Origin of the sequence: Nibricoccus aquaticus (assembly GCF_002310495.1) — a bacterium.
In the GTDB taxonomy this organism is placed as follows: Bacteria; Verrucomicrobiota; Verrucomicrobiia; order Opitutales; family Opitutaceae; genus Nibricoccus; species Nibricoccus aquaticus.
The window spans coordinates 3,358,963-3,382,959 of sequence record NZ_CP023344.1 but is presented as its reverse complement, the minus strand read 5'-3'; the positions used below and the strand labels follow the sequence as shown (position 1 = coordinate 3,382,959).

Genomic DNA, 23,997 nt, shown 5'->3' with positions numbered 1-23,997 from the left:
AAGACTCGCTTCGCTGACCAGTGACACTCACCAGCCAAGCCGTCGGTCAGCTACTCCAACGGCAAAAACATGCCAGATCTACGCTCCGCAAGAGCGCTTCAAACGGAAGGTGGTCGCGCGCATGGATTTTCCGTTGACCAAGTTTGTACCGCTGCCCTTAGTTCGCCCCCTTCGATCTCGGGAAGCACCTGAAAACGGCGCTTACTGATACACCTGGAGAGGTGGCAGAGTGGTCGAATGCGCATGATTGGAAATCATGTGTCCTCGCAAGGGGACCGAGGGTTCGAATCCCTCCCTCTCCGCCAGTGTGCTTCGCCAAACAATCAGGGAACTCAGTCGCTCGTTTTCCCGAGGCTCAAGCACTCGTCACCGACAAGACCCGGCGGATCGTCCCAAGCAACACCTCCGGACGGAAGGGCTTGGCCACAAAGCAGGCGATCAATCCTCCGCCCTCTCGTTGTGCCTCCGAAGGATCGGCGTGGCCGCTGACTAAAATCAATTTAGCCGCGGGCAGCAGCCGCTTCAAAACCCGCAGCAACGTCAGGCCATCGATTTCAGGCATCCCGAAGTCCGTGATGACACAGGCGATGTCTCGCGCGTGCGACGCATGTTCGATCGCCTCGGTAGCGTCTCTCGCCAGCAGCACCCGATAGCCATGATCGGTCAGCGTAGCCCCGAGCAATTCCCGGATGGTCGGATCGTCGTCCACGATGAGCACGACTTCGTTTTGCCCGCGCGGAGCCTCGAACGGATGGCGTGAGGCGCTTTCCGCGATCAGCGCTTCATCAGCGGGCAGATAGATGCGAAAACTCGTTCCTTTACCCGCTTCAGAGCGCAGCTCGATGAAGCCGTGATGATTCTCAACAATGCCTCGCACCGTGGAAAGCCCCAGTCCGGTCCCCTTCGATTCGCCTTTCGTCGTGAAAAACGGCTCCCAGATGCGCTCCAGGATCTGCGGCGGGATGCCCGTCCCAGTGTCAGCGACTTCGATCACGACATGCGGCCCCGTGCGCCCGCCGCGAATCGCTCCGGCCTGGACCACATCGATGAGTTTGTTTTCAGCACTCAACCGCAGCGTCCCGCCCGCAGGCATCGCATCGCGCGCGTTGACGCAGAGATTGAGCAACAACTGATGCATCTGCGTCGGGTTCGCGCGCACCGGCCACAACTCGCCAATATCCTCCTGCACTTTGATCGACTGGGGAAACGTGCTGTAGGCGAGCTTCAACAAATCCCGGATCACGTGCTTCAACTGGATTAGCTGCGGTTCTCCACTCACGCCACGCGCAAAGGCTAGGATCTGCTGCACCATGTCCGCACCCCGCGCCGCACTGCGCTCCAGACTGTCAATCAGCCGCAGATGCCCCGCATCGCTCTCCTGTTTCCGCAGCAGCGGCGCGGCCATCAGGATCGGCGCGAGGATGTTGTTCAGATCGTGGGAAATCCCCGACGCCAGCAACCCGAGGCTCTCCAGCCGCTGCGCGCGAAACAACTGCTCCTCCAGCGCCTTCTTCTCCGTCACGTCGGTCAGGATGACCAACCGCGCCTGCGGCTCACCACGTTCGTTTCTCACCACACTCACACGAGCCTCCACAAAAACCGTCCGCCCGTCGCGATGCGTCAGCCGCAGCGGCCCGCTCCAGCCGCCTTCGCTCAACAGCCGTGACTTGATCTCGCCCTTCTGGTCTCGCGTATCCGATTCCAGGATGCCCTCGGGCACCCGGTTGACGACCTCCGCCGCCTTCCATCCCAGCAGCTGCGCCGCGCCTTCGTTCCAGAACTTCACCCGGTCTTCCAGATCCAGGATGATGATGCTGTCGCGCGCCCGCGTGAGGATTTCGTTCTGCTCCCGCAGCGTCGCCTGGATTTTCTGAAACGCCTCCTCCACCTCGCGCCGCTTGCGCCGCTCCTCGCTTTCCTTGAGCGCCCGGCCCACCGCCGGCACCAGCCGGTCGAGACGCTGCTTGAGCACATAATCCGTCGCTCCCTCGCGCATAGCCTCGATCGCCTTGTCCTCACCGATCGTGCCCGAACAAAATATAAACGGGACACCCGGACACACCTCCTGCGCCATCCGCAACGCATCCAGATCGTTGAATCCCGGGATGTGATAATCCGAAAGCACCAGATCGTAACCGCCTTCATCCAACGCGCGCTTGAACTCCGTCTGTCCAAGCACGCTCGTCAGTTCACACCCTGGAAAAACGCCCACCAGCCGATCCTGCACGATTTCAAGATCTTCAGGCGAATCGTCTAAATGGAGTATCTTCATGTCAGTTTAGGCCGCGAAAATGAAGAGTCCCGCCCTTCCTTCCGTGAGTGATTATCTGCGCCCTAAGCAATTTATACGCCTCATCCCTGCAACCCAATTTCCCGCACATTCCCCGCACACCACGGCTTTTATCGCCGGTCAAAAACCCAAAATCCCGGTTGAAATCGCGCGCGTCCTTCCCTCTCATCCGCACATGGGTCCGGGAAAGACGTCCGCCTTAACCGTTTTTATCGCGGAAGATCATGTCGCCATCCGGGAGGTGCTCGCGCTCTTCCTGAATTCCAAATCGCACATCCAGATCGTCGGCGAATCCTCCGACGGTCACGAGGTCGTCGCTCAGTGCCTCAAACTGAAACCCCGGCTGCTCCTGCTCGATATCGACCTCCCCGGACTCAACGGCATCTCCATCGCGCGCAACCTCACACTCGCGCAACCCGAGACACAGATCCTCATCTTCAGCTCGCATAACGACGCCGCCACCATCCGCATGGTCCTCGAAGCCGGCGTGCGCGGCATTATCGAAAAAACCAGCCGGGCGGAAACCCTCCTTCAAGCCATTGAGATCGTCGGCTCCGGCAAAGCCTACTTCGGCGAAAAAATCACCCAGGCCTTGCAGCAAGCCTTCATCGATCCAGCCACCACCCGCACACCCGGCACGCTCACGCCTCGCGAACACGAGGTGCTCCAGCTCATCGCCGAGGGTTTTTCCAATAAAGAAGTTTCCACCAAGCTGGGCATCAGCGTGAAGACCGCGGAAAATCACCGGCACCACATCATGGAAAAACTCGGCGCGCATAACGCCGCCGATCTCACCCGCGAAGCCTTCAGTCTCGGCCTCGTCCGCACTCAGTCGCGTCCCGGCTTTCAACAAGGCAAACCCGCCGCCGGTAGCTGACCCGTCACAGATCGACCGTGACGGAAAACGTCACCGCACCGGTCGCCGCCGGATTGAGCTGGCCCGTGAAAGTCCACTTGACCGCACCGCTCGCTCCCACCGACGGAGCCGCGATGTTCACCGCCGTCATTCCCGTCGGTAACGCGCCCGCCGCCGCCGATGCGAAACGCGTGAACGCCGGTGTCGCATCATAGATGATCACCTGCGTAAGCGGCTCGGCCGCGCGGTTCGTGTACGTGATCGTGTAGAGAATCGTATCGCCCGGTTTCGCCGTGGTTTTGTTCACCGTTTTGACCAGCACCAGACCGGCTTCTCCGCGGTCGCCGATCAGCGTGAGATCCGTCCGCGCCAGCGTCTCGCTAAGCGCAGGCGATGCTCCGGCGAGTGTGAAAACTGCCTGGATCACCGTCTGATCTCGCGAGCCGAAGGCAGCTCCAGCAGGCGTGCTCACCTTAAGAATCAGGGAAACCACCTGCCCTTCCGTTGAGTGAAGGCGTTTTCATGCTGAAAGTAGACACTTGTTACTGGGCGACGATCTGTACCCGGGCCGTGGTGACGAACGTAGCGGCGGCGGGGAGCTCGGCGGCTTTCCAGCGAAGGGCGCGATAAGCGCTCACCGGCACGGCCACGAGGAGCGAGCGGCCGTCAGGCGTTTTAACGGAACGGCGGATCGGGAAACTCTCGAAGGTTTTGCCGTCCAGACTGCCTTCAACCGGAGCGGGATAGGCGCTGCCATCCACATACTCGGTGCCCGCCGGAATGGGCAGCGTCGGCGCGAGATTGCGCAAAGCGTGGTCTGACTGATTGCGATAAACCGCGCGATATTGAACCACGTCACCGGGCGCGACGTTGTCGTCGTCATCCAGCGACTCCTGCGAAGCATCGACTTTGTTTACCCGTTGGGCGCTGAGCGCGATTTCGAGATCATTCTTTTGCGCAGCACTAAGCTCGGCGGTCGAACCGAGAAAAACTGCGACAGCCAAAAACAAGGCGCGGGCACAGCTGCGGCGGGAAGACGCGCCCGAAGTCACCGGAAGCGCGGAATAGTCGGCCTGAAGCGAGCCGCTCAGAGAGGAGAGAAGGATGTTCATGCCCTCAAACTACCGAAAAGCAGCGGCACCGGGTATCGACGCGACTACTCACCACCCCATGGGTAGTTCATTCCATGCCCACCCACAGAGCCGTGGGTTTGATAGTGCGCTCATCCCTCCCCCTTACTTTCAATCAATCGGCCCGATCACCCAGCCAGCAACGATGCGCACGATCCGAAGCTGGCGATCCCTCCCGCGCGTGTCATCAATTCACGGGACAGCGCGCAGGCGTGCCTTTCTCAGACATTGCGTGTCCCCTCTGTCGCTTGTCGGCGCACTCACCCAGCGTCAGCAAGCCCCACCCCGTACACCCCGGATCGGTCACCCGCCGATCATTTCCCAAATCCCTCATGAAGACGCATCCACCGGTCTCCCCGACCGGCTTCGCCCGCCTCTGCGCGGCCACCTCGGCCGCTTTGTTTGCCCTGTTCGTTATTACCTCAACCGTCGCGGCCGAACTCAAAGTCGACTTCAACCAAAACGGCCGACCTCTCACCGAAACTGGCTCCGTCGGCTTCACTCCCTGGTCGCCCAACGCCACTTGGTTTACCTCCGGTGCAAACACCATTTCCGCCACTTTTAGCGGCGTCACCATCACGTTCACCCGCGTCGGACCCCAAGGCACCGCGCTCAAAACCGATTGGTGGAAAGAAGGCCTCACGACTTACGGAGCCACCCTCGCCAATGACGGCATCACCGTCGATGGCGGCAACGCCGGCGGCCAGATCGAGATGCGCATCGCCGGCCTCACCGCCGGCCAGCACACACTGCTCACCTATCACAACACCTGGGCCAATCCCGCCACCAACACCTTCAGCCCGCTCAACATCTCCGTAAATGGCACCCAGGTCGTCTCCGCCCTCCCCGTCACCAATCGCGTGACCGACGACGCTCTCGCCGCCACGTCCTACCTCACCTTCAACGCCGTCAGCGGCCAGGATGTCGTCATCCTCTTCGCCGCCGTCACCACGGGTTCCCAGACGATCAAGAACGTTTCCATCGACGGCTTCGAAATCGACACGCCCAACCTCAAGCTCCAGGCCACCCAACCCGCTCCCTTCGACGGCGACGAACACATCAACGCCGACTCTGGCACCACCACGCTGAGCTGGACCAAGGCCGCCTCCGCCACGTCGCACGATGTCTATTTCGGCACCGATCTTAACACCGTTAAAAACGCCACACGCTCCACGTCGGGCATCTTTAAGGGCAACCAGACCGGCCTCACCTACGGTGTCACCGGCATCAATCCGCACCTCACCTATTACTGGCGTATCGACGAAGTCAGCACGTCCGGCACCACCAAGGGTAATGTCTGGTATTTCCGCCCCCGCCGCCTCGCCTTTCCCGGAGCCGAGGGCTACGGCCGCTTCGCCCGCGGCGGTCGCGGTGGCGTCGTCGTGAAAGTCACCAATCTCAACGACAGCGGTGCCGGCAGCCTTCGCGAGGCGCTCACCGCCGATGTCGGTCCGCGCACCGTCGTCTTCGATGTCGCCGGTCTCATCACGCTCGAGTCCCGCCTCACCGTCAGCCAGCCGTACATCACCATCGCCGGCCAGACCGCCCCCGGCAAAGGCATCACCGTCCGCAAATGGACCCTCGGCCTTAGCGGCGCCGACGATGTCATCGTCCGCCACATCCGCTCGCGCCCCGGCAACATCTCCGGCGCCACCGTGGACGGCATGGGCATGCAGGGCAGCAACCACTGCATCCTCGATCACTGCTCCATCAGCTGGACGCTCGACGAGGCCTTCAGCTCGCGCGCCGCGCACAACATCACACTCCAGCGCACACTGATCTCCGAGGCCCTCAACGCCGCCGGTCACCAAAACTATCCCGCCGGCACCGAGCACGGTTACGCCGCATCCATCGGCGGCGACATCGGCTCCTTTCATCACAACCTTCTCGCCCACTGCTACGGCCGCAACTGGTCGCTCGCCGGTGGCCTCGACGCCGGCGGCCTCTTCGCCGGCCGTCTCGATATCAGCAACAACGTCGTCTACAACTGGGGATCCCGCACCACCGACGGCGGCGCTCACGAGGTCAACTTCGTGAACAACTACTACAAGCCCGGCGCCGGCACCACGCTCTTCACCGCGCTAAATCCCACGTGGGATAACTTCCCCGGCACGCAGCAGTACTTCATGAGCGGAAACGTCATGCCCGGCCGCTTCACCGAATCCAACCAGGCCGCCGGTCGCACCGCCTCCGGCTCCAACGGCGGCAGCGTCCCCACCAGTTACAGCCCGTGGGTCAGCGCCGCGTTCTTCGCCTCAAACGTCACCACGCAGACCGCCGGCAACGCCTACAAGTACGTCCTCTCCGACGTCGGCGCCAACCAGCCCCAGATCGACAATCAGGATACACGCATCCTCACCGAGACGCTCAACGGCACCTTCACCTACCGCGGCAGCTACACCAACAAAGCCGGCTTCCCCGACTCTCAGGCCGATGTCGGCGGCTGGGAAAGTTATCCGACCGTCACGCGTGCCACGAACTTCGATACCGACAACGACGGCCTCCCCGATTGGTGGGAGACGATGAAGGGCCTCAACCCCAACTCCGGCTCCGGTAACTTCACGGATAGCAACGCCGATCCCGACGGCGACGGCTTCACCCACCTCGAAGATTACCTCAACTGGCTCGCCGTCCCGCACGTCGCCACCACCGCCGGCACCGCCGTGGACGTCCCGCTCCTCCCGCTCACCAAGGGTTTCGCCACGACGTCCACCTACACCGTGAGCGCGCCCACCGGCGGCACCGTCAGCGTCGTGAACAGCAACACCGCCCGCTTCGTCCCCACGTCCGGCTTCGCAGGCATCGGCCGCTTCACCTTCACAGTTAACGACGGCACCACCACAATGACCACGCAGGTCCAGGTCGCCGTGCAGCCCTCCGCCGCCACGCCCGCGCCGACCGCTCCCACCAACCTCGCCGCCAGCGCCGCCTCCAGCAGCCAGATCAACCTCACCTGGACCGACAACTCCACCAACGAAACTGGCTTCAAGATCGAGCGCGCCGCGTCCTCAGGCGGCACCTACACCGAGATCGCCACCACCGGCTCCAACGCGACCAGCTACCAAAACACCGGCCTGTCCGCCTCCACCGCTTATTACTACCGAGTCCGCGCGTACAACGGCGGCGGCAACTCCGCCTACACTGGCATCGCCAACGCCACGACCCAGTCCGCTGGCGGCACCGGCACGACCACCACGCTTCAAGCCGAAGCGGCCTCCATCGGCGGCGGCACCGTCACCGAAACCACCAACGCCGGCTGGCTCGGCACCGGTTACGTCAACGCACCGACCACTGGCGGCTTCTGCCAGTTCACCAGTGTCAACGGCGGCATCGGCGGCTCCGCCACGCTCACCATTCGCTACGCGCTCGCCTCGGGTTCTCGCACCGGCCAGCTCCTCATCAACGGCGTGACCCAAGCCATCACGTTCAACGCCACTGGCGCATGGACCACCTGGCAGACCATGAATGTCACCATTCCATTAAACGCCGGCGCGATCAACACGATCCGCTTCCAGACCAACGGCCAGGATCTCGCCAACATCGACCAGATCGTCGTCACCGCCCCCTGATCTTCACTGCGGCCCCGCCTTCACATCCCAAGCCTCCCTCTCCTCGAGGGAGGCTTTTTTTGTCTCACCAAAAATGCTCACACCCCGCATTCCGCTTTCCCTCACCTCCGTCCAATCGCCATCAATCAACATTCCCGCATTATGAAACAAATCCGCGTGCGGCCCGCGTCTTGCTAAATACAGTCCGGCTTCCGCTAACCCACTTTACCTGCATGGCCATCCACGTCGCCCTCCACCACCGCACCAGCTACACCTATGACCGGCTCGTCACGCTCGGCGCGCAAATCGTCCGCCTGCGCCCGGCCCCGCATTGTCGCACCCCTATCCTGAGCTACTCGCTCAAGATCGAGCCCACCGGCCACTTCATCAACTGGCAGCAGGATCCGCAGGGCAACTACCTCGCCCGCCTCGTTTTCCCCGAAAAAGTCCGCCACTTCTCCGTCGAAGTCTCCCTCGTGGCCGAGATGGCCGTGTACAACCCATTCGACTTCTTCCTCGAACCCGGCGCCGAGGAATTCCCCTTCAAGTACGACCCCGCGCTCACCGCCGAACTCGCCCCCTATCTGCGCAAAGACGCGCTTACGCCGAAGTTCGAGGCGCTCTTCAAATCCCTCAACTTCGGAAAACAGCGCACCATCGATTTCCTCGTCGCCATCAATCAGCGCCTCCAGAGCGACATCAAGTACCTCATCCGCCTCGAACCCGGCGTCCAGACGCCCGAGGAAACCCTCACCAATCTCTCCGGCTCCTGCCGCGACTCCGCCTGGCTCCTCGTTCAACTCCTCCGCCACGCCGGCCTCGCCGCCCGCTTCGTATCGGGTTATCTGATCCAGCTCCGCGCCGATCAAAAATCCCTCGACGGCCCTTCCGGCGCTGAAAAGGACTTCACCGATCTCCACGCATGGACCGAGGTGTTCCTCCCGGGCGCCGGCTGGATCGGCCTCGATCCCACCTCCGGCCTGCTCGCCGGCGAAGGCCACATTCCGCTCGCCTGCTCGCCTGAACCGTCTTCTGCCGCGCCGATCAGTGGCGGCGTCGACGAATGCGAAACCGAGTTCGGCTTCGAGATGTCCGTCAACCGCATCTACGAATCTCCCCGCGTCACGCTGCCCTACTCCGACGAACAATGGGCCGACATCGATGCCCTCGGCGAAAAAATCGACAAGGCCCTCCGCGAGCGCGACGTCCGCCTCACCATGGGCGGCGAACCCACCTTCATCTCCATCGACGACATGGACGGCGCCGAATGGAACACCGCCGCCATGGGCCCGCACAAGCGCCGCCTCGCCGAGCAGCTCATCAAACGTCTCTGGCAGCACTACGGCAAAGGCGGCTTCATCCACTACGGCCAGGGCAAATGGTACCCCGGGGAACAACTCCCCCGCTGGGCCTTCAGCTCCATCTGGCGCCGCGATGGACAACCTCTCTGGCAAAATCCCGCACTGCTCGCCGACATCGCAAAACCGCTCGGCCGCACCGCCACCGACGCCAATAAATACGCTCACGCTCTCGCCGCCAATCTCCGCGTCGATGAACAGTGGCTCATCCCCGGCTACGAGGACAGTTTCTACTATCTCTGGAAGGAACGCCGCCTCCCCACCAACGTCGATCCGCTCAAGAGCAACTTGAAGGACCCGCTCGAGCGCGAACGCCTCTCCCGCGTCTTCGAGCAAGGTCTCGACCAGGTCATCGGCTACGCCCTCCCGCTCGAACGCGGCTATGTCAAAGGCAACCCCGGCTGGGTCTCCGGCCCGTGGTTCCTCCGTCCCGAGACGATGTATTTGATCCCCGGCGACTCCGCGATGGGCTTCCGCCTCCCGCTCGATTCTCAGCCGTGGGTCGCCCCGACCGACGTCCGTTATCTCACGCCTCCTGACCCGCTCCTCGAACTTCCGCCACTGCCGGACCGCGAAGCGCTCGCGCGCCAGTACTCACTTCCCGGCCAGCCAGCCGACCCCACCGCGTTCGCCGCGTGGCTCCGCGAAGTCGGTGAAGGCCACCTGCGTCCGCGTCCGCAATCCCTCCCGCCCAGCGATCGCACGCCGTCCTCGCAAGAATCCGCCGCGTGGATCACCCGCACTGCTCTCTGCGTGCAACCGCGCGAAGGTCATCTCTTCATCTTCATGCCGCCCGTCGAGACCACCGAGGACTACCTCGATCTCCTCGCCGCCATCGAAGCGACCTCCGCCCAACTCTCGATGCCCGTCGTCATCGAAGGTTACCTGCCGCCCCACGATCCGCGCCTCAACAACATCAAGGTCACGCCCGATCCCGGCGTCATCGAGGTGAACATCCACCCGTCAGCCTCGTGGAGCGAGCTCACCGAGAAAACCAACTTCCTCTACGACAACGCCCGCGAGTGCCGCCTCGGCACCGACAAGTTCATGATCGACGGCCGCCACACCGGCACCGGCGGCGGCAACCACATCATCATCGGCGGCGAACGCCCATCCGACTCACCGATCCTGCGCCGCCCGCACGTTCTCAAGAGCCTGCTCTCCTACTGGCACCAGCATCCGTCGCTGTCGTACTTGTTCTCCGGGCTCTTCATCGGCCCGACCTCGCAAGCGCCGCGCGTCGACGAAGCCCGCAACGACATCCTCTACGAGCTCGAGATCGCCTTCCGCGAACTCGACCGCCAGCAGCAGCGCGGCCACACGCCACCCTGGCTCGTCGATCGCATCTTCCGCAACCTGCTCACCGACGCCTCGGGCAACACCCACCGCGCCGAGTTCTGCATCGATAAACTCTACTCGCCCGACAGCGCCACCGGCCGCCTCGGCCTGCTCGAACTCCGCGCCTTCGAAATGCCGCCGCACGCGCGCATGTCGCTCGCGCAACAGCTCCTGCTCCGCGCCTTCGTCAGCCGCTTCTGGGATAATCCCTACGAGCCCACCCGCCTAGCCCGCTGGGGCACCGATCTCCACGATCGCTTCGTCCTCCCGCATTATTGCCAGCAGGACTTCTCCGACGTCGTCTCCGATCTCAAGAGCTGGGGAATGCCCTTCGACGAGAGCTGGTTCGCGCCACACTTCGAATTCCGCTTCCCGCTCAACGGCCGTATCCAACATCGCGGTATGGAGCTCGAACTCCGCCACGCCCTCGAGCCCTGGCACGTCCTCGGCGAAGAAGGCTCGGCGGGCGGTACCGTCCGCTTCGTCGATTCCTCCGTCGAACGCGTCCAGGTCAAAGTCACCGGCCTCACCTCCGAGCGCTACTACGTTGCGTGCAACGGCAACCGCGTCCCGCTTCAGCCCACCGGCGTCAACGGCGAGTTCGTCGCCGGCGTCCGCTACCGCGCGTGGCAACCGCCGTCCTGCCTGCACCCAACGATCTTCGCCGACTCGCCGCTCGTATTCGACATCTTCGACTCATGGAACCGCCTCGCCGTTGGCGGCTGCACCTACCACGTCGCGCATCCCGGTGGCCGTAACTACAACACCTTCCCGGTAAATGCCTACGAAGCCGAGAGCCGCCGCCTCGCGCGTTTCTTCCCCTACGGCCACACGCCCGGCCAGCCGCTCGCGGTCGAGCCGCGCGAAGTCACGATGGAGCACCCGCACACCCTCGACCTCCGCGACCCGGTAAAACTCCGCCGATAAATCACCTCCGTTGGAGGCGGGGCGCCCCACACCCCGCTTCCTCCTCCGCCTCCTCAATCAAAAATCGATACTCCAAAATCGAAAATTTCGCATCATGCCTTCCACCGTCACCATCCTCGCCGCCGGCCTCGGCACCAACCACGGCTACACCATCGACGGTGACTCCGTTCACCTCCACGCCGACCTCGTCGTTTACGACGCCACCGCTGCCGCCACACACGACTGGTCACTCCAGCTCTGGGCCTGTGACGAAGCATTCTCTGGCGGCACCATCAGCGGACACCTCATAGCTGAGATCGGCATCGGCTCGCTCGCCGGATTCACCGGCACACCGTCCCCGCTGCACGCCACCACCGCATTTCACCCACCCGCCGGCGGCGGCTCCTTCACGCTCGTCCTCCTGCTCGTCGCCTCTCCCGGCGAGATCCACGGCTACGCCAGCTACCCGCGCCCCGAGACTTTCCTCCTCCCGTGCCTCCGCGGCCATGTCGGTTACAAAATCGACGGTCGCCGCATCACCCTCGAAGTCGCCGCCATCGAAAACCCCCGCGATGCGGCCAACCTCACCGGCACGCTCGCCTTGGAGCTCTGGGCACTCGCCGCACCGTATTCAGGCGGCCCCTTCAACGGCGCTCCTCTCGCCGCCGCCGTCCTCGGTACGCTTGCCGGCCAGAGCGAATGGAATCCCCCGCCCCTCGACCTCGCCTTCAAAGCCCCGCCCGACGGCACCTGGCACTTCTGCCTCATGCTTCGCGAATGGACCGGCACCGGCTACACCACGCGCGACTTCACCACCTTCGCCGAACCCGTCGTCTACACCGCCGAGCCCCCCGCCGTCGGCGAAAGCCCGCTGACCCAAGCCCCCTTCACCGCCGAGACCACCACTAAGTCCTCCCCCGATCCCATCTCCGCCCCAGCCGCGTCCGCCCCTCCGTCCAAACCCGCTCGGCGTTCCAACACTCCCAAAAAGAAGCCTCCAACCAAAGCCGCGCCCGCCGCCGCCGAGACCGCCGCCCCCATCTCCATCAACAAAGCCACCGCCGCCGAGCTCTCCGCGATCAAAGGCCTCTCGAAACCCGTCGCCTCCGCCATTGTCGCCGCCCGCCCCTTCAAGACCCTCGACGCCCTCCTCGAAGTCAAAGGCCTCGGCCCCAAACTCCACGCAAAACTCAAGCCGTTCTTAAAACTCTGACTCCGATGGAGGCGCGGTGCCCTCACCGCGCACAAAGCCGATCCCGCGTCCTCGCTCCAATCGAAAATCACGCCGCGCCCGGCGGCGCCTCACTCCGCACACCGCTGCAACATCGCCCGCAGCGCATCCGGACTGAACGGCTTCTGCAAAAACCCCGCGATCCCCTCGCGCTCACCCTCCCGCACCGACTCCTCGCCGTAGCCGGTGATGATGACCACCCGCACTCCCGGCCGTATCGAGCGCAGCCCCACAAGCACCTCTTCGCCGCTCATCCGCGGCATCGTCAGATCCAGCAGCACCAGCCCGAACGACCCTGGATCGGCCCGAAATTTCTCCAGCGCCTCGTCCCCGTCCCGCGCCGCCACCGCCGGATAACCCGCCTTCTCCACCACCCACCGCGCGAGAGCCCGCACCGACTCGTCATCATCGACGATCAACACCGCCCCCCGCGCCCCCGGGCGCTTCGCCGCCGGAGCCAGCGGATTCGCACCCGCCGCAGCCAGTGACGTTCCTGCCGTTTCCGTCGCCACAGCCACCGGCATCAACGTCCCGCCCTCCCGCTTCACCCCCGTCAGCAACTGCCGGCACAACTCCGCCCCGCGCTCCACCGCGTCCTCCATCTTCTTCAGCGATCCTTCCGCCGCAGAATTCTCCGGCAGATCCAGCCGTACGAGCGTCACCCCGCTCGTCACTGCCATCAGCACATTATTAAATTTGTGAGCCACCGATCCCGCCACCCGCCCCAGATCGCCGAACGCCTGCTCCGCAATCAGCTTCGACTCCACCTCTTGCACCCGCGCCTCCCCCGCCACCCGCCCCAACACCGCCACCAGCACCAGCTGCAACTCCCGCTCGCTCCCCCCGCGTACCACATAATCCAAAGGCTCGAGCCCCAGCGATGCCCCCATCCCCGCATTCGGCGCGATAAAAACCACCGGCATGGCGAAACGCCCCCGCACCGCCGTCAGCCCGCCACTCGCCCCATCGATCGAAGTCATCGAAACCAGCACCACGCTCGGCAGCTCCCGCACCGCTATCCCGCACGCCTCCTCAAGCGACACCGCCACCGGCAGCACCTCGCACCCCAGCCCCCGCAACCGCGCAGCCAGCACCGCACTCGCGCCGCGATCATCGTCGGCGATCAGGATTTTTTTGGACACAAGCATGTGGAAGGGGAAACGCCGTCCGGGTAAAAAGCTATCCCCCTTATCGGCGCACTCAGCTCAATACCTTAGCCCAAGCCGCGCAAGCCGCCCGCGTCTCAAAAAATTGATGACAGTCACCAGCCTGCGGTTCGCATCGCGCCACCTCCCCTGACCGCGTGGGCAACGCCTCTACGCGGCCCCCTTCACCCCTTCGGCGGCATAAACCAGTACCCGCCCCCGCCCCACTTCACGTCCGTGGCATTCGGATACAGCTGCTTCAGCATGTTCACGATCAACGGCAGATCGTCGATCGTCGTCACCCGCACCCGCCCGATCTGCGTCCCCTTCGCCGGCATGTACAGACACGGCCGGTTCCCAAAAAGAAACGCCGCCGCCATCCCCGTCTTCAACTCCCCGCCTGCGTTGAACTTAAACTCCACCACCTTCACCGGCCGCACCCGCCCCAGCTCGCTCGCCACCTTCGTCACCTCGCGCACATCCTGGCTCGCGTGATAAAATAAATTCTCCGGCACCTTCGTCCGCTCCTGCTGGAAACCATCCTCCCGGTACATCGCCAGCACCGGCCGCTGCTGCGGATACTTCGCGAAAATCTCCGGCGTCACATCCGTCAGATCCGCCCGCCGGTCAACCGCCACCGCCAGCTGCGTGAATCCGTGATTGATGTCATACGTCCATAACGTCCCCCGCGCCGTGAACACCGCCACCGCATGGCCCAGCCCGATCTTGTCGTCGCTCTCCCGGCTCCCCCACTGAAGCACTTTCACCCATCCACTTTCCCCTCCGATGTTTCGCCCCAGGTACTGATCGTAAAGCCGCACCGACTCCACAAAACACGCATTCCTCACCGGCAAAGGTTCATAATAGAACGGTGCCCGAACCGGCGTTCCTTTCGCATCCACCGCCTTCCCCAAACGGTTCCCCGGACCCGACGCATTGACCACCGGCCCGTCCACACATCCACCAAGCAACACCGCGATCACAACGCACACGACACACCACATCGCTGGCCTGGCTCTATTCATGGCCGACACTCTCCCGCAAAAATCCCCCGCGTCAACGGACCCATCACCCGTTTGACTCTCCCCTTCTCCCCCGTAGCCTGACCGCCCTCCTCAATGGCCGACTTCCTCGATTCGACTCCTTCCACCGACGACTCCAAACGCTGCGACCGCGCTTTTCTCGTGGGCGTCCAGACCAACGAAATGCACCCCGGTGAAGCCGCCGAGCTTCTCGAAGAACTCAACGAACTCGTGGAAAATCTTCACATCGGCATCGTCGGCCGCGAGCTCATCAACCTCAGAGCTCCCACGCCCGCTACCCTCCTCGGCAGCGGCAAGACCGAGGAAATTATCGCGCAGGCGAAGGCCGTAAACGCCGACCTCATCGTCATCGACGAATCCCTGTCCCCCGCCCAGCAGCGCAACTGGGAAAAACTCTCCGGTCTCGCCGTCATCGACCGCGAAGAAGTCATCCTCGATATCTTCGCCGACCGCGCCCGCACCCGCGAAGCCGTTCTACAAGTCGCCCTCGCGCGCATGGAGTATTCACTTCCTCGACTCACTCGCGCCTGGACCCACTTATCCCGTCAGCGCAGCGGCGGAGGCGGCATGGGCGGCGAAGGTGAAACTCAACTCGAGCAAGATCGCCGCCTCGTCCGCGATCGCATCACGCGTCTCAAACAGGAGCTAGTCGCCGTCCAAAAACAACGCGGCGTCCAGCGCCACAAACGCCAGCGCGTCCCCGTCCCCACCGCCGCCGTCGTCGGCTACACCAACGCCGGCAAGTCCACGCTCCTCAACAAGCTCACCGGCTCCAACGTCCTCGCCGAAGACAAACTCTTCGCCACGCTCGATCCCACCACGCGTCAGCTGCTCCTGCGCGGAAATCAAAAACTCCTCGTCACCGACACCGTCGGCTTCATCCGCCGCCTTCCGCACCGTCTCGTCGATGCATTCAAGGCCACGCTCGAAGAAGTCATCATCGCCGATTTCCTGATCCACGTCATCGACGTCTCCAATCCCGACTTCGAGAAACACCACGCCACCACGCTCAGCGTCCTCGGCGAACTCGGTGCCGCCGACCAGACGATCATCACCGTCTTCAACAAAAACGACACCACGACCGACGCTCTTCGCCAGCGCGCCCGTCAACTCGTTCCCGACGCCCTCTTTGTCAGCGCCTTCACCGGCGAAAATCTCGACGGACTCCAAGACCGCTGCATCGAACAGATCGCCCACCAATTCGGCGCCACCGAACTCTTCATCCCGCATTCCCGCTACGACGTCATCGCCAAGCTTCACGCCTTCGGCCACGTCCAAAGCGAAGAGCAGGAAGACGAAGGCGTCCGCATCCACGGCCGTTTCCCCGCCACTCAAAAAGCCCTCTTCGCCCCCTTCGAAGTCGCGAAGTAATCGCACACTTTCCGCGTCTCCGAGGTAGCCGCGTCACTTAAGACACGGCTCTCGCGCCCTAAGCCGGCTCTCATTCGTTCCCGCCAAGTCGCCCCGCCGACGAAGCCACCGCTTTCGTCTCCACGCGATTCATCAGACTCGCTTTCCAACTCGCCGAAAGCGCCGCGCACTCCGCCAGCGCCGCAGCTGCCGCCCAATCAGTTTTCCGGTGATGCATGACGGCATTCGCCTCCGCGACCGTCCACTGCGGATACGGACGCTCGACCAGCGTTAACTCCGCCGGCGCCTGCACCGTTCCCGTCTGCAACACGCGAAAATACCACCCCGTCCGCCCCGTCTGTTCGACGCGCGCCGCGAGCTCCTTGATCCGCCAGCGCCGCGCCAGTTTCCAACACGGCTGCCGCGGCTGCGTGATCTGCACCACGATTCCCCCCGCGCGAAAGACATCCCCGATGCACACATCCTTTTCGAGCGCGCCCTCCGTCGTAAAATTCTCCCCAAACGCCCCCGCCGAAAACTCCACGCCCAGCTCCTCGCGCCACACCGGAAAATAATCCGCCGGGTACGCATTGATCGCCTTATCCGGTCCACCGTGGTTCTTCAGATCCGCCTGCCCGTCTCCGATCAAACCCGTCGGCGTCACCTCCACCGAACCGACAACCGGGTCTTTGAAAAAGCCGGAGGTCCACTCGCGATCCATTAACTCCTGCGCATTCGCCACGCCGATCGTCTTCGGCATTCCGACTTGGATGCTCAGCAGCTTCACGACGCGCTCTCCTTCTTTTTCGCACCGCCCGCGCCTTTGCCATGTTCACCCTGGAGTTCGTGCAACTGCTCGATGATCCTCGCCAGCTTTTTTCCCGTCGGCGTTAAAGCATACTCCACATGCTGCACAGCACCGGCGTGCTCCTCGCGCGTGATGAGCCCGTAATCGAGCAACTTCCTCAACCGCTCCGTCAGCACCTTCGTCGAGATGCCTGGAATGTAACGCTCCAGTTTCCCCGGCCGATTCACGCCACGCTGCAACGCACCGACCACGGCCGCTGACCACTTGCAGCCCACCACGTCCTCAAGACGCTGATACGCCGAACGCTCGGAAACGGAAAGGTGCTTGGAAGCCATCGCGCCAAAATGTACCGGCCCTAGCCCGCACGTCCAGCAGGCACAAAACGGTGCCCGCTCCCCGAATAGTGCCCTCTGTGAGCCGCGCCAGAAGCTGATAATCTAGCCAACGTCAGCAGGCACGACCGCTCCGGTTGCGCCGCTGCATCCAACATAAAATCAAAACTCAAAAAATCCTCCTATGAAAACCTCCGCTAAATTCTACCACGCCGGCTGCCCTGTCTGTCTCGAAGCCGAAAGCGTCGTCACTCGTTATCTCGACCCAACGAAAGTAAACGTCGAAGTCGTCCACCTCGGTTCCGCCAAAAACCGCGTCGCTGAAGCCGAAGCCGCCGGCGTGAAATCCGTCCCCGCCCTGGTGATCGACGGCCAGCCGATCCACCTGAACTTCGGCGCCGCACTCGCCGACCTCAAGTAATCGAAACTCAACCACGCGACGCGGGCCGCATCCCGATGCCGCCCGCGTCCGGAAATTTTTCATCACCATGAACACTGCACTCGCCGCTCCCACCACTGGTCCCGCCAGCCACAAGTACCCGCTCGCCCCGCCCATCGACGCCGAGCTCTGGCTCAACACACTTCAGCCCATCACCCTCGAAAGCCTGCGCGACCGCGTCATCGTCATCGAAGCGTTCCAGATGCTCTGCCCCGGCTGCGTCGCCCACGGGCTCCCGCAAGCCAAAGAAATTCAGCGCCACTTCGATTCTGCCCAGGTCGCCGTCCTCGGCCTCCACTCGGTCTTTGAACATCACGACGCGATGAAACCGGTTTCCCTCCGTGCCTTCGCCCACGAAAACCGCCTCACCTTTCCCATCGCCGTCGACCGCCACGACGAAAAATCCTGGCCGCTCCCTAAGACCATGCGCGCCTACGGACTCGAAGGGACGCCGAGTCTCCTGATCATCGACCAGCAAGGCCGCCTCCGCGCCAGACACTTCGGCCACGTCTCCGACCTCATCGTCGGCGCCACCATCGGCGACCTCCTCGCTTCACCGCACTCACCGCTGGCGTAGCCGCGTCACTTAAGACGCGGAGCCACTCACGCGCATCCCTCCCGCCGTATCGCAGCGCAGCTCCGCTCAGTTCGCCGCGTCGTAAATCTGCACCTTGTCCCAAAGCGGTTTATTGCCGTCCACAAAGCTCCGGTGGATCGGATCGATCTGATACGCGTCATGCGCCGCGAGATCCTTAAACGTGATCGAAAGTGCGAACGTATAGCTCCCATCCACCACCGGACGCGGCACGATCGCCGCCGGACGACCGATGAACAACGAATCGACCGCTTTGATCGTACGCAGCGACTCAGCCGCGGCGACAAACCCCGCGCGTTGCGCGTCGGTCAGTTCAGGTTTCAGCCAGAAGAACACGGAATGGATGATCATGACCGTGGGTTTTCGCCTCGCCACCGCTCGTCTGGCAAGCCGCGAAACACGCGCTTCTCTTACGCAGCTCCGTCCCTGCAAACCATTCCATAAATTCACCCAGGGCCGCGCCCATCTCGGGCCTTGACGCCCTTTTGAATAGAGCCAAGTTCCACCACTCCTTTTGCCTGATGGTGTAATGGCAGCACAGGTGACTTTGACTCACCTAGTCATGGTTCGAATCCATGTCGGGCAGCCACTAAAAAGTGGCACGCTGCAGCGAAAGGAGCCGGTTGGTTTTCGACGCTTACGCAGCGACAGCGATTGATTGGTCAAAACCGATCAACTCCGGTCTCAGCACGGCTCAGTCTAAACCTCTACTCCCGGTTCCCGGACGGGAAGCCGTTCGCGAAAGCCCGGGAGACCTCGATCGAGAGCCTGCACCGCTTCACTGCGAAGAACCAGCAACTCGACGGCCGTGCGGGCGACGACCGAAGCGTTGCGCCGGGCGTTACGAAAGACAGCGGCCTCGCCGAAGTGATCGCCTTCACGAAGCGTGGCGATGACGACCGGCCCGTCAGACGTGGCCTTGACCACCTCCACTTCACCGCTGCGGATCACAAAAAGGCTGCGACCCACATCCCCCTCGCGCACGATCGTCTGCCCTTTCTCATAGCGGGCGCTTCCGAGGCCGACGGGAGGCGTGACTTTCAGATCGAGGACATCACGGCCAAACCAAGGCTGCAGCAGCCAGTCGAAGATCACCCGGAGTTTCCGCTCTCGTGCCGGTAGATAGATGATCATGAAGCACCGCCAGATGACCCACGCAAACCGACCGGTCAGAGGAAATCCCTTGAAGTGCGCCACGGCGTGGCCTCCTCCGAGCGTGCAAGCATCGCCCAAGCCGGTGAAGCGATACGGCCGTGGCTGCTTCCCGCGCAGCACGGCCCGCAGATTCTTACCCAACTGACGACCTGCCATCATCGCATAGATGGCGAGCGGTCGTGTGGTGCCTCCGCCGGGGAACGGCACCGCTGCGCAATCGCCCGCGGCCCACGTATCCGTTGTCCCGATAACTTGCATCGTGGGCTCCGTCACGATTCTGCCACCTGGACCCTCGGTGGGAAATCCCGCCAGCAACGGCGAGCGCGCGTTGCCGGTGCAGCTGATAATCGTCCGGGTCGAGAGTCGCTTTCCGCTGTCCAGGATCGCCTCTTCAGCGGTGGCGGCGGCGAGCCGTGAGTTCCGCTCGATCCGAAGCGGGCCCTTGGTGAGCCGCCGCTCAGCGACATCGACCAGCCGCGGTTGATGCGCATCGAGTTCAGGCAGGACGCGCGCACCGGAGACGATTAGATGGACCCGCGTGGATATCGCCCGTGGCGACACCGTGGGCAAACTGGAGGCATCGCGCCGCTTCAGCAGGACCTGGATCGCCCGCCTCATCGCGCGCACGTTTTCTAACATCCCAAAGACGCCTTCCCTCTCAATGGCTACCTCCGAGACTCGCTCCTGAGCTTTGCCCTCAAACGACACTTTTAAGCGTAGGATCACCGAAGCTAGCCTTCGTTCACCCTCAATCCCGTCCGCCCACGCCATCGAGCCTAGACGGCGCGGACCATTCTCCAAATCCGCTGGCACCAAAGCCATTTTCGGGCGTCTGTGCGATAATCAGCCCGACTGCGCGGCTCAAACTTCACGCGAGAACCCAACCATGGAAACACACTTCCCTAACCTCGACGAAAACTACCACAGCGTCCGCAAGCGCCTCATGGCCGATCTAGGCGTCGTCGCGATGGACGCCGAAGCCCTGCTCCAGGCCACCGCCGACAACGTCACCGCCGAGGCCCGCGTCGCCCGCACGCATCTCGCCGCCGCGCTCGAAAAGGCCAAAACCACCTACGCCGAATTCGAAGCCCACAGCATCGCCGTCGCCAAAAAAACCGACGCCGCCATCCGGGCCAACCCCTACAAATCCACAGGCATCGCGGTAGGCGTCGGCGTCGTTCTCGGCATTTTGCTCGCTCGCAAATAATTCCAACGCCTAGCGCCTCCGAGCTGCATTCGTTATCTCGGGCATTGACCCTCCTTTTCCCGGGCCGTTTCCTCCGGCCCATATGAGTCACGCCCTGCCCATCCATCCGGCGGTTAAATACAAGCGCATCGTCCTCAAACTGAGCGGCGAAGTGCTTCGAGGCGCTAAATCCGGCGAAGCCATCGACGGAGCCATCCTCGAAAAGGTCTGCTCTCAGGTAAAAGAGATCCACGAGCTCGGCGTTCAGATCGGCCTTGTCATCGGCGGCGGCAACATCTTCCGCGGCTCGCTCGGCGAGAAACGCGGCGTCGACCGCACCACCGGCGACTACATGGGCATGCTCTCCACCGTCATCAACGCCCTCGCACTGATGGATTGCCTCGAAAAAATGGGCGTCACCACCCGCGTCCAAAGCGCCATCCCGATGAACCAGATCGCCGAGCCGTTCATCCTCCGCCGCGCCATCCGCCACCTCGAAAAAGGCCGCGTCGTCATCTTCGCCGCAGGCACCGGCAACCCCTATTTCTCGACCGACACCACCGCCGCCCTCCGCGCCTCCGAGATGCACGCCGACATCATCATGAAGGCCACCAAGGTGGACGGCATCTACGACAAGGACCCCAAGAAGCACGCCGACGCCGTGAAGTACGAGAGCCTCACCTTCATCGACGCCCTCAAAGGCCGCCTCAACGTCATGGACTCGACTGCGTTCTCTCTCTGTCTGGACAACAACGTCCCCATCCTCGTGTTCGACCTCAACGACGAGCACTCCATCCGCAAAGCCGTCCTCGGCGAAAAAGTCGGCACCCTCGTCCACAGCTGATCCAGAAAAACAAATCGGGAACTCCGGAACGCTGGAACGAGCCCTGACTCGCCAAGTCTTTCCGAATCCCAGCGGCGGGACGAATCCCCCGTCCTCTGCCGTTTCCAGCTTTCCTGAGTTCCAGATTAAAACCTCCGCTTCTCCGGCCTTCGCCCGAAATCGAAAATCCCAATTCAAAAATCGAAAATCCCATGTCCCATCCCGCCCTCACCGAAATGCAGGCCAAGATGAAAAAGGCCCTCGACTACACCCTGCACGAATTCAGCAGCATCCACACCGGCAAAGCCTCCCCCGTCATGGTCGAGAGCGTCATGGTCGAAGCCTACGGCTCCATGCAGCAGCTCAAAGCCTGCGCCGCCATCACCACGCCCGACGCCCGCCTCATCCAGATCCAGCCCTGGGATAAAGGCATCACCCAGGCCATCGTGAAAGCCATCCAGATGGCCAACCTCGGCCTCAATCCCACCGTCGACGGCGCCAACGTCCGCATCCCACTCCCCGAGCTCTCCCGCGAACGTCGGCAGGACTTCGTGAAGGTCGCCAACCGCATGGCCGAAGAAGGCCGCGTCCACATCCGCAACGTCCGCCGCGATACCATGGACGCCCTCAAGAAAGCCCAGAAGGACGGCAAAATCTCCGAAGACGAACTCAAGCGCTACGAAAAAGAAGCCCAGACCGCGACCGACAAAACCATCAAGGACATCGGCGACCACCTCGCCAAAAAAGAAAAAGAACTCCTCAACGTCTGAGTTCGAATAAGTGGCCGTCCCGGCATGAGACTGTTCATCGCCAGTTTAGCTGGAGCCGCTTTCGGGCTGTTGCAGATCATCGCGGCCTTCGCACTTCAGGTCAGGTTTTTTGGTCTGGAAGATACAAAAATGACGGATAGCGACGGCGGACTCGCTGTCTTTGCCCTTCTAGTTCTGTTCGAGATCGTGTGCGTCATGGCCACAGCGATGTACCGGATCACTCCATGGATTTGTCGGCTACTGAATGATGACTGGAACGCTGATCGAATCGGAAGAGCTGCGGTCGATAGAAGAACGTTGCTCACTAATCTGACCATTGGAGCCGTAACCCTGCGTCGTATTTTGGCTTTTTGCTTTGGGGGCATGCCCCTTACCAGCGTCCTCCCAGGCATTATTCTTTTTGCTGCTCTATTCATCCCAACGCCACGTGTGGTCCCAAAACTGGCCCCTCATTCACCTTGATTACTCGCACCCAGCCCAAGCGTATCGTCGTCAAACTAGGCACCGGCGTCCTCACCCACGGCATCGGCCAATTGGATACCGCGCGCATCGAGAGTCTCTGCGCCCAGCTCGCCGCGCTGCACAAAGCCGGTACTGAGGTCATCGTCGTTTCCTCCGGCGCCGTCGGTCTCGGCATGGGCCGACTCGGCCTCACGAAAAAGCCCAAAGAGGTCACCAAGAAACAAGCCTGCGCCGCCGTCGGCCAGAGCCTGCTCATGCAAACCTGGCAGCGCGGCTTCGATCCCCACGGCATCAACGTCGCCCAGGTTCTCCTCACCCACGAAGACCTCCGCGAACGCGACCGCCACCTCAGCATCAAGTCCGTCCTCAACCAGCTCGTTTCTTACGGCACGATCCCGATCATCAACGAAAACGACACCGTCAGCGCCGCCGAGATCAATGCTCTCCTCAAGTTCGGCGACAACGACACCCTCGGCGCCATGGTCGCCGGCCTGATCGAGGCGCAGCACCTCGTCATCCTCTCCACCGCTCCCGGCCTCATCGACATGAAGGGCACGAAGGAAATCGTCCCCGTCGTCGAAAAAATCACGCCCGAGATCGAGGCCATGGCCGGTGGCACCACGAGCGAAACCGCCACCGGCGGCATGATCTCAAAAATCTCCGCCGCCAAACTCGCCGTCCGCTCCGGCTGCGGTGTCTTCATCGCCAGCGGCGCCGAGCCCGAAATCCTTCCCCGTCTCTTCTCCGGCACCGGCCCCGGCACGTTCTTCGTTCCCTCCGGCATTCCGATGGAATCGAAAAAACGCTGGCTCGCTTACTACCAGCGCCCATCCGCCACCATCTTCGTCAACGCCTGCGCCGTCCCCGTCCTCCGCGAACAAGGCCGCAGCCTCCTCGCCGTCGGCATCACCGGCGTCAAAGGCACCTTCGCCCCCGGCGACATCGTCAACATCGCCTTCGACGGCACCGGCGAAAGCACCCTCGCGAAACACACCACCTTCGCCCGCGGCAAAGTCGCTTATTCAAGCGCCGAAGTCACCGCCATTGCCGGCCAGCACGGCGACGAAGTCCGCGCCCGCTTCCCCTCCCGCAAGCGCCTCGACGTCATCCACCGCGACGACCTCGCCCTCTTGTAAGCGCGTCATCTAAGACGCGGAGAAACCTCCGCCCCACCCTCGCGCCCTTCGCGAGACACCTTCGTCCGTCGCCGTTCCGGCCTGCCCACCTTCCGC

General features: G+C 62.8%; 21 protein-coding genes and 2 tRNA genes. 14 read left to right on the top strand and 9 right to left on the bottom strand.

From position 1 onward, the window contains the following. Positions 1–215 precede the first annotated feature (215 nt). Positions 216–305 (top strand) — tRNA-Ser (locus tag CMV30_RS13495). 50 nt (positions 306–355) lie between these two features. On the opposite strand, the gene CMV30_RS13490 is transcribed toward CMV30_RS13495, so the two are convergent. Then, a complete protein-coding gene (locus tag CMV30_RS13490; RefSeq protein ID WP_096056529.1) occupies positions 356–2,272 on the bottom strand; it encodes a hybrid sensor histidine kinase/response regulator in 1,917 nt (638 codons plus the stop codon). A gap of 193 nt (positions 2,273–2,465) precedes the next feature. Here CMV30_RS13490 and CMV30_RS13485 point away from each other — a divergent pair, with 193 nt between their 5' ends. Then, on the top strand, positions 2,466–3,167 hold the full coding sequence (locus CMV30_RS13485; protein ID WP_175414877.1) for a response regulator: 702 nt from the start codon (positions 2,466–2,468) through the stop codon (positions 3,165–3,167). A gap of 4 nt (positions 3,168–3,171) precedes the next feature. Here the strand turns inward: CMV30_RS13485 and CMV30_RS13480 are convergent, their stop codons facing one another. Both CMV30_RS13480 and CMV30_RS13475 read right to left on the bottom strand, forming a co-directional pair. Further along, positions 3,172–3,618, bottom strand: coding sequence for a DUF11 domain-containing protein (locus CMV30_RS13480; RefSeq protein ID WP_175414876.1), 447 nt, complete (start codon positions 3,616–3,618; stop codon positions 3,172–3,174). 70 nt (positions 3,619–3,688) lie between these two features. Further along, positions 3,689–4,258, bottom strand: a complete 570-nt coding sequence (locus CMV30_RS13475) for a hypothetical protein (RefSeq protein WP_096056526.1) — start codon at positions 4,256–4,258, stop codon at positions 3,689–3,691. 350 nt (positions 4,259–4,608) lie between these two features. Between CMV30_RS13475 and CMV30_RS13470 the strand changes: the two genes are divergently transcribed. The 3 genes from CMV30_RS13470 (at position 4,609) to CMV30_RS20815 (ending at position 12,639) form a co-directional block, all read left to right on the top strand. Further along, positions 4,609–7,845, top strand: a complete 3,237-nt coding sequence (locus CMV30_RS13470; RefSeq protein WP_175414875.1) for a fibronectin type III domain-containing protein — start codon at positions 4,609–4,611, stop codon at positions 7,843–7,845. A 212-nt stretch (positions 7,846–8,057) separates the two neighbouring features. After that, positions 8,058–11,447: a transglutaminase family protein gene (locus tag CMV30_RS13465; protein ID WP_096056524.1), complete on the top strand. Its 3,390-nt coding sequence runs from the start codon at positions 8,058–8,060 to the stop codon at positions 11,445–11,447. 94 nt (positions 11,448–11,541) lie between these two features. Continuing rightward, positions 11,542–12,639: a helix-hairpin-helix domain-containing protein gene (locus tag CMV30_RS20815; RefSeq protein ID WP_138223297.1), complete on the top strand. Its 1,098-nt coding sequence runs from the start codon at positions 11,542–11,544 to the stop codon at positions 12,637–12,639. An 89-nt stretch (positions 12,640–12,728) separates the two neighbouring features. Here the strand turns inward: CMV30_RS20815 and CMV30_RS20810 are convergent, their stop codons facing one another. Together CMV30_RS20810 and CMV30_RS13450 are read right to left on the bottom strand one after the other, a co-directional pair. Beyond that, positions 12,729–13,799 (bottom strand): response regulator, encoded by a 1,071-nt coding sequence (locus CMV30_RS20810; RefSeq protein WP_138223296.1) that lies wholly within the window; start codon positions 13,797–13,799, stop codon positions 12,729–12,731. Between the two features lie 188 nt (positions 13,800–13,987). After that, complete coding sequence (locus CMV30_RS13450; protein WP_138223295.1) at positions 13,988–14,794, bottom strand: hypothetical protein; 807 nt, start codon at positions 14,792–14,794, stop codon at positions 13,988–13,990. A gap of 126 nt (positions 14,795–14,920) precedes the next feature. Between CMV30_RS13450 and hflX the strand changes: the two genes are divergently transcribed. Beyond that, positions 14,921–16,216, top strand: a complete 1,296-nt coding sequence (hflX, locus tag CMV30_RS13445) for a GTPase HflX (protein WP_096056520.1) — start codon at positions 14,921–14,923, stop codon at positions 16,214–16,216. A 70-nt stretch (positions 16,217–16,286) separates the two neighbouring features. On the opposite strand, the gene CMV30_RS13440 is transcribed toward hflX, so the two are convergent. Both CMV30_RS13440 and CMV30_RS13435 read right to left on the bottom strand, forming a co-directional pair. After that, on the bottom strand, positions 16,287–16,982 hold the full coding sequence (locus tag CMV30_RS13440) for an MOSC domain-containing protein (RefSeq protein WP_217494395.1): 696 nt from the start codon (positions 16,980–16,982) through the stop codon (positions 16,287–16,289). Continuing rightward, a complete protein-coding gene (locus tag CMV30_RS13435) occupies positions 16,979–17,338 on the bottom strand; it encodes a winged helix-turn-helix transcriptional regulator (protein WP_096056519.1) in 360 nt (119 codons plus the stop codon). Before CMV30_RS13435 ends, CMV30_RS13440 begins: the two co-directional genes overlap by 4 nt. A gap of 181 nt (positions 17,339–17,519) precedes the next feature. Between CMV30_RS13435 and CMV30_RS13430 the strand changes: the two genes are divergently transcribed. Continuing rightward, positions 17,520–17,756, top strand: a complete 237-nt coding sequence (locus CMV30_RS13430) for a thioredoxin family protein (RefSeq protein WP_096056518.1) — start codon at positions 17,520–17,522, stop codon at positions 17,754–17,756. Between the two features lie 67 nt (positions 17,757–17,823). Next, a complete protein-coding gene (locus tag CMV30_RS13425) occupies positions 17,824–18,351 on the top strand; it encodes a peroxiredoxin family protein (RefSeq protein ID WP_096056517.1) in 528 nt (175 codons plus the stop codon). Between the two features lie 66 nt (positions 18,352–18,417). Here the strand turns inward: CMV30_RS13425 and CMV30_RS13420 are convergent, their stop codons facing one another. Then, the gene (locus tag CMV30_RS13420) at positions 18,418–18,720 is read right to left on the bottom strand and encodes a Dabb family protein (RefSeq protein WP_096056516.1); all 303 of its coding nucleotides are present in this window, start codon (positions 18,718–18,720) and stop codon (positions 18,418–18,420) included. A 164-nt stretch (positions 18,721–18,884) separates the two neighbouring features. On the opposite strand from CMV30_RS13420, the gene CMV30_RS13415 reads away from it, so the two are divergent. After that, positions 18,885–18,958: transfer RNA gene (locus CMV30_RS13415), tRNA-Gln, on the top strand. Positions 18,959–19,068: 110 nt separating this feature from the next. Here the strand turns inward: CMV30_RS13415 and CMV30_RS13410 are convergent. Beyond that, positions 19,069–20,163: a cyclic nucleotide-binding domain-containing protein gene (locus tag CMV30_RS13410; RefSeq protein WP_175414874.1), complete on the bottom strand. Its 1,095-nt coding sequence runs from the start codon at positions 20,161–20,163 to the stop codon at positions 19,069–19,071. A gap of 247 nt (positions 20,164–20,410) precedes the next feature. Here CMV30_RS13410 and CMV30_RS13405 point away from each other — a divergent pair, with 247 nt between their 5' ends. The 5 genes from CMV30_RS13405 (at position 20,411) to proB (ending at position 23,901) form a co-directional block, all read left to right on the top strand. Beyond that, a complete protein-coding gene (locus CMV30_RS13405) occupies positions 20,411–20,731 on the top strand; it encodes an ElaB/YgaM/YqjD family protein (RefSeq protein ID WP_096056514.1) in 321 nt (106 codons plus the stop codon). Positions 20,732–20,813: 82 nt separating this feature from the next. Further along, positions 20,814–21,554 carry a UMP kinase gene (pyrH, locus tag CMV30_RS13400; protein WP_096056513.1) on the top strand — a complete coding sequence of 247 codons (741 nt, stop codon included), beginning with the start codon at positions 20,814–20,816 and terminating at the stop codon, positions 21,552–21,554. A 191-nt stretch (positions 21,555–21,745) separates the two neighbouring features. Next, entirely contained in the window at positions 21,746–22,303 is a 558-nt protein-coding gene (gene frr / locus CMV30_RS13395) for a ribosome recycling factor (RefSeq protein WP_096056512.1), read from the top strand. A 24-nt stretch (positions 22,304–22,327) separates the two neighbouring features. Continuing rightward, positions 22,328–22,765, top strand: a complete 438-nt coding sequence (locus CMV30_RS19915) for a hypothetical protein (RefSeq protein ID WP_175414873.1) — start codon at positions 22,328–22,330, stop codon at positions 22,763–22,765. Next, on the top strand, positions 22,762–23,901 hold the full coding sequence (gene proB / locus CMV30_RS13390) for a glutamate 5-kinase (protein WP_245844190.1): 1,140 nt from the start codon (positions 22,762–22,764) through the stop codon (positions 23,899–23,901). The genes CMV30_RS19915 and proB overlap by 4 nt, the downstream gene beginning before the upstream one ends. Positions 23,902–23,997 lie beyond the last annotated feature (96 nt).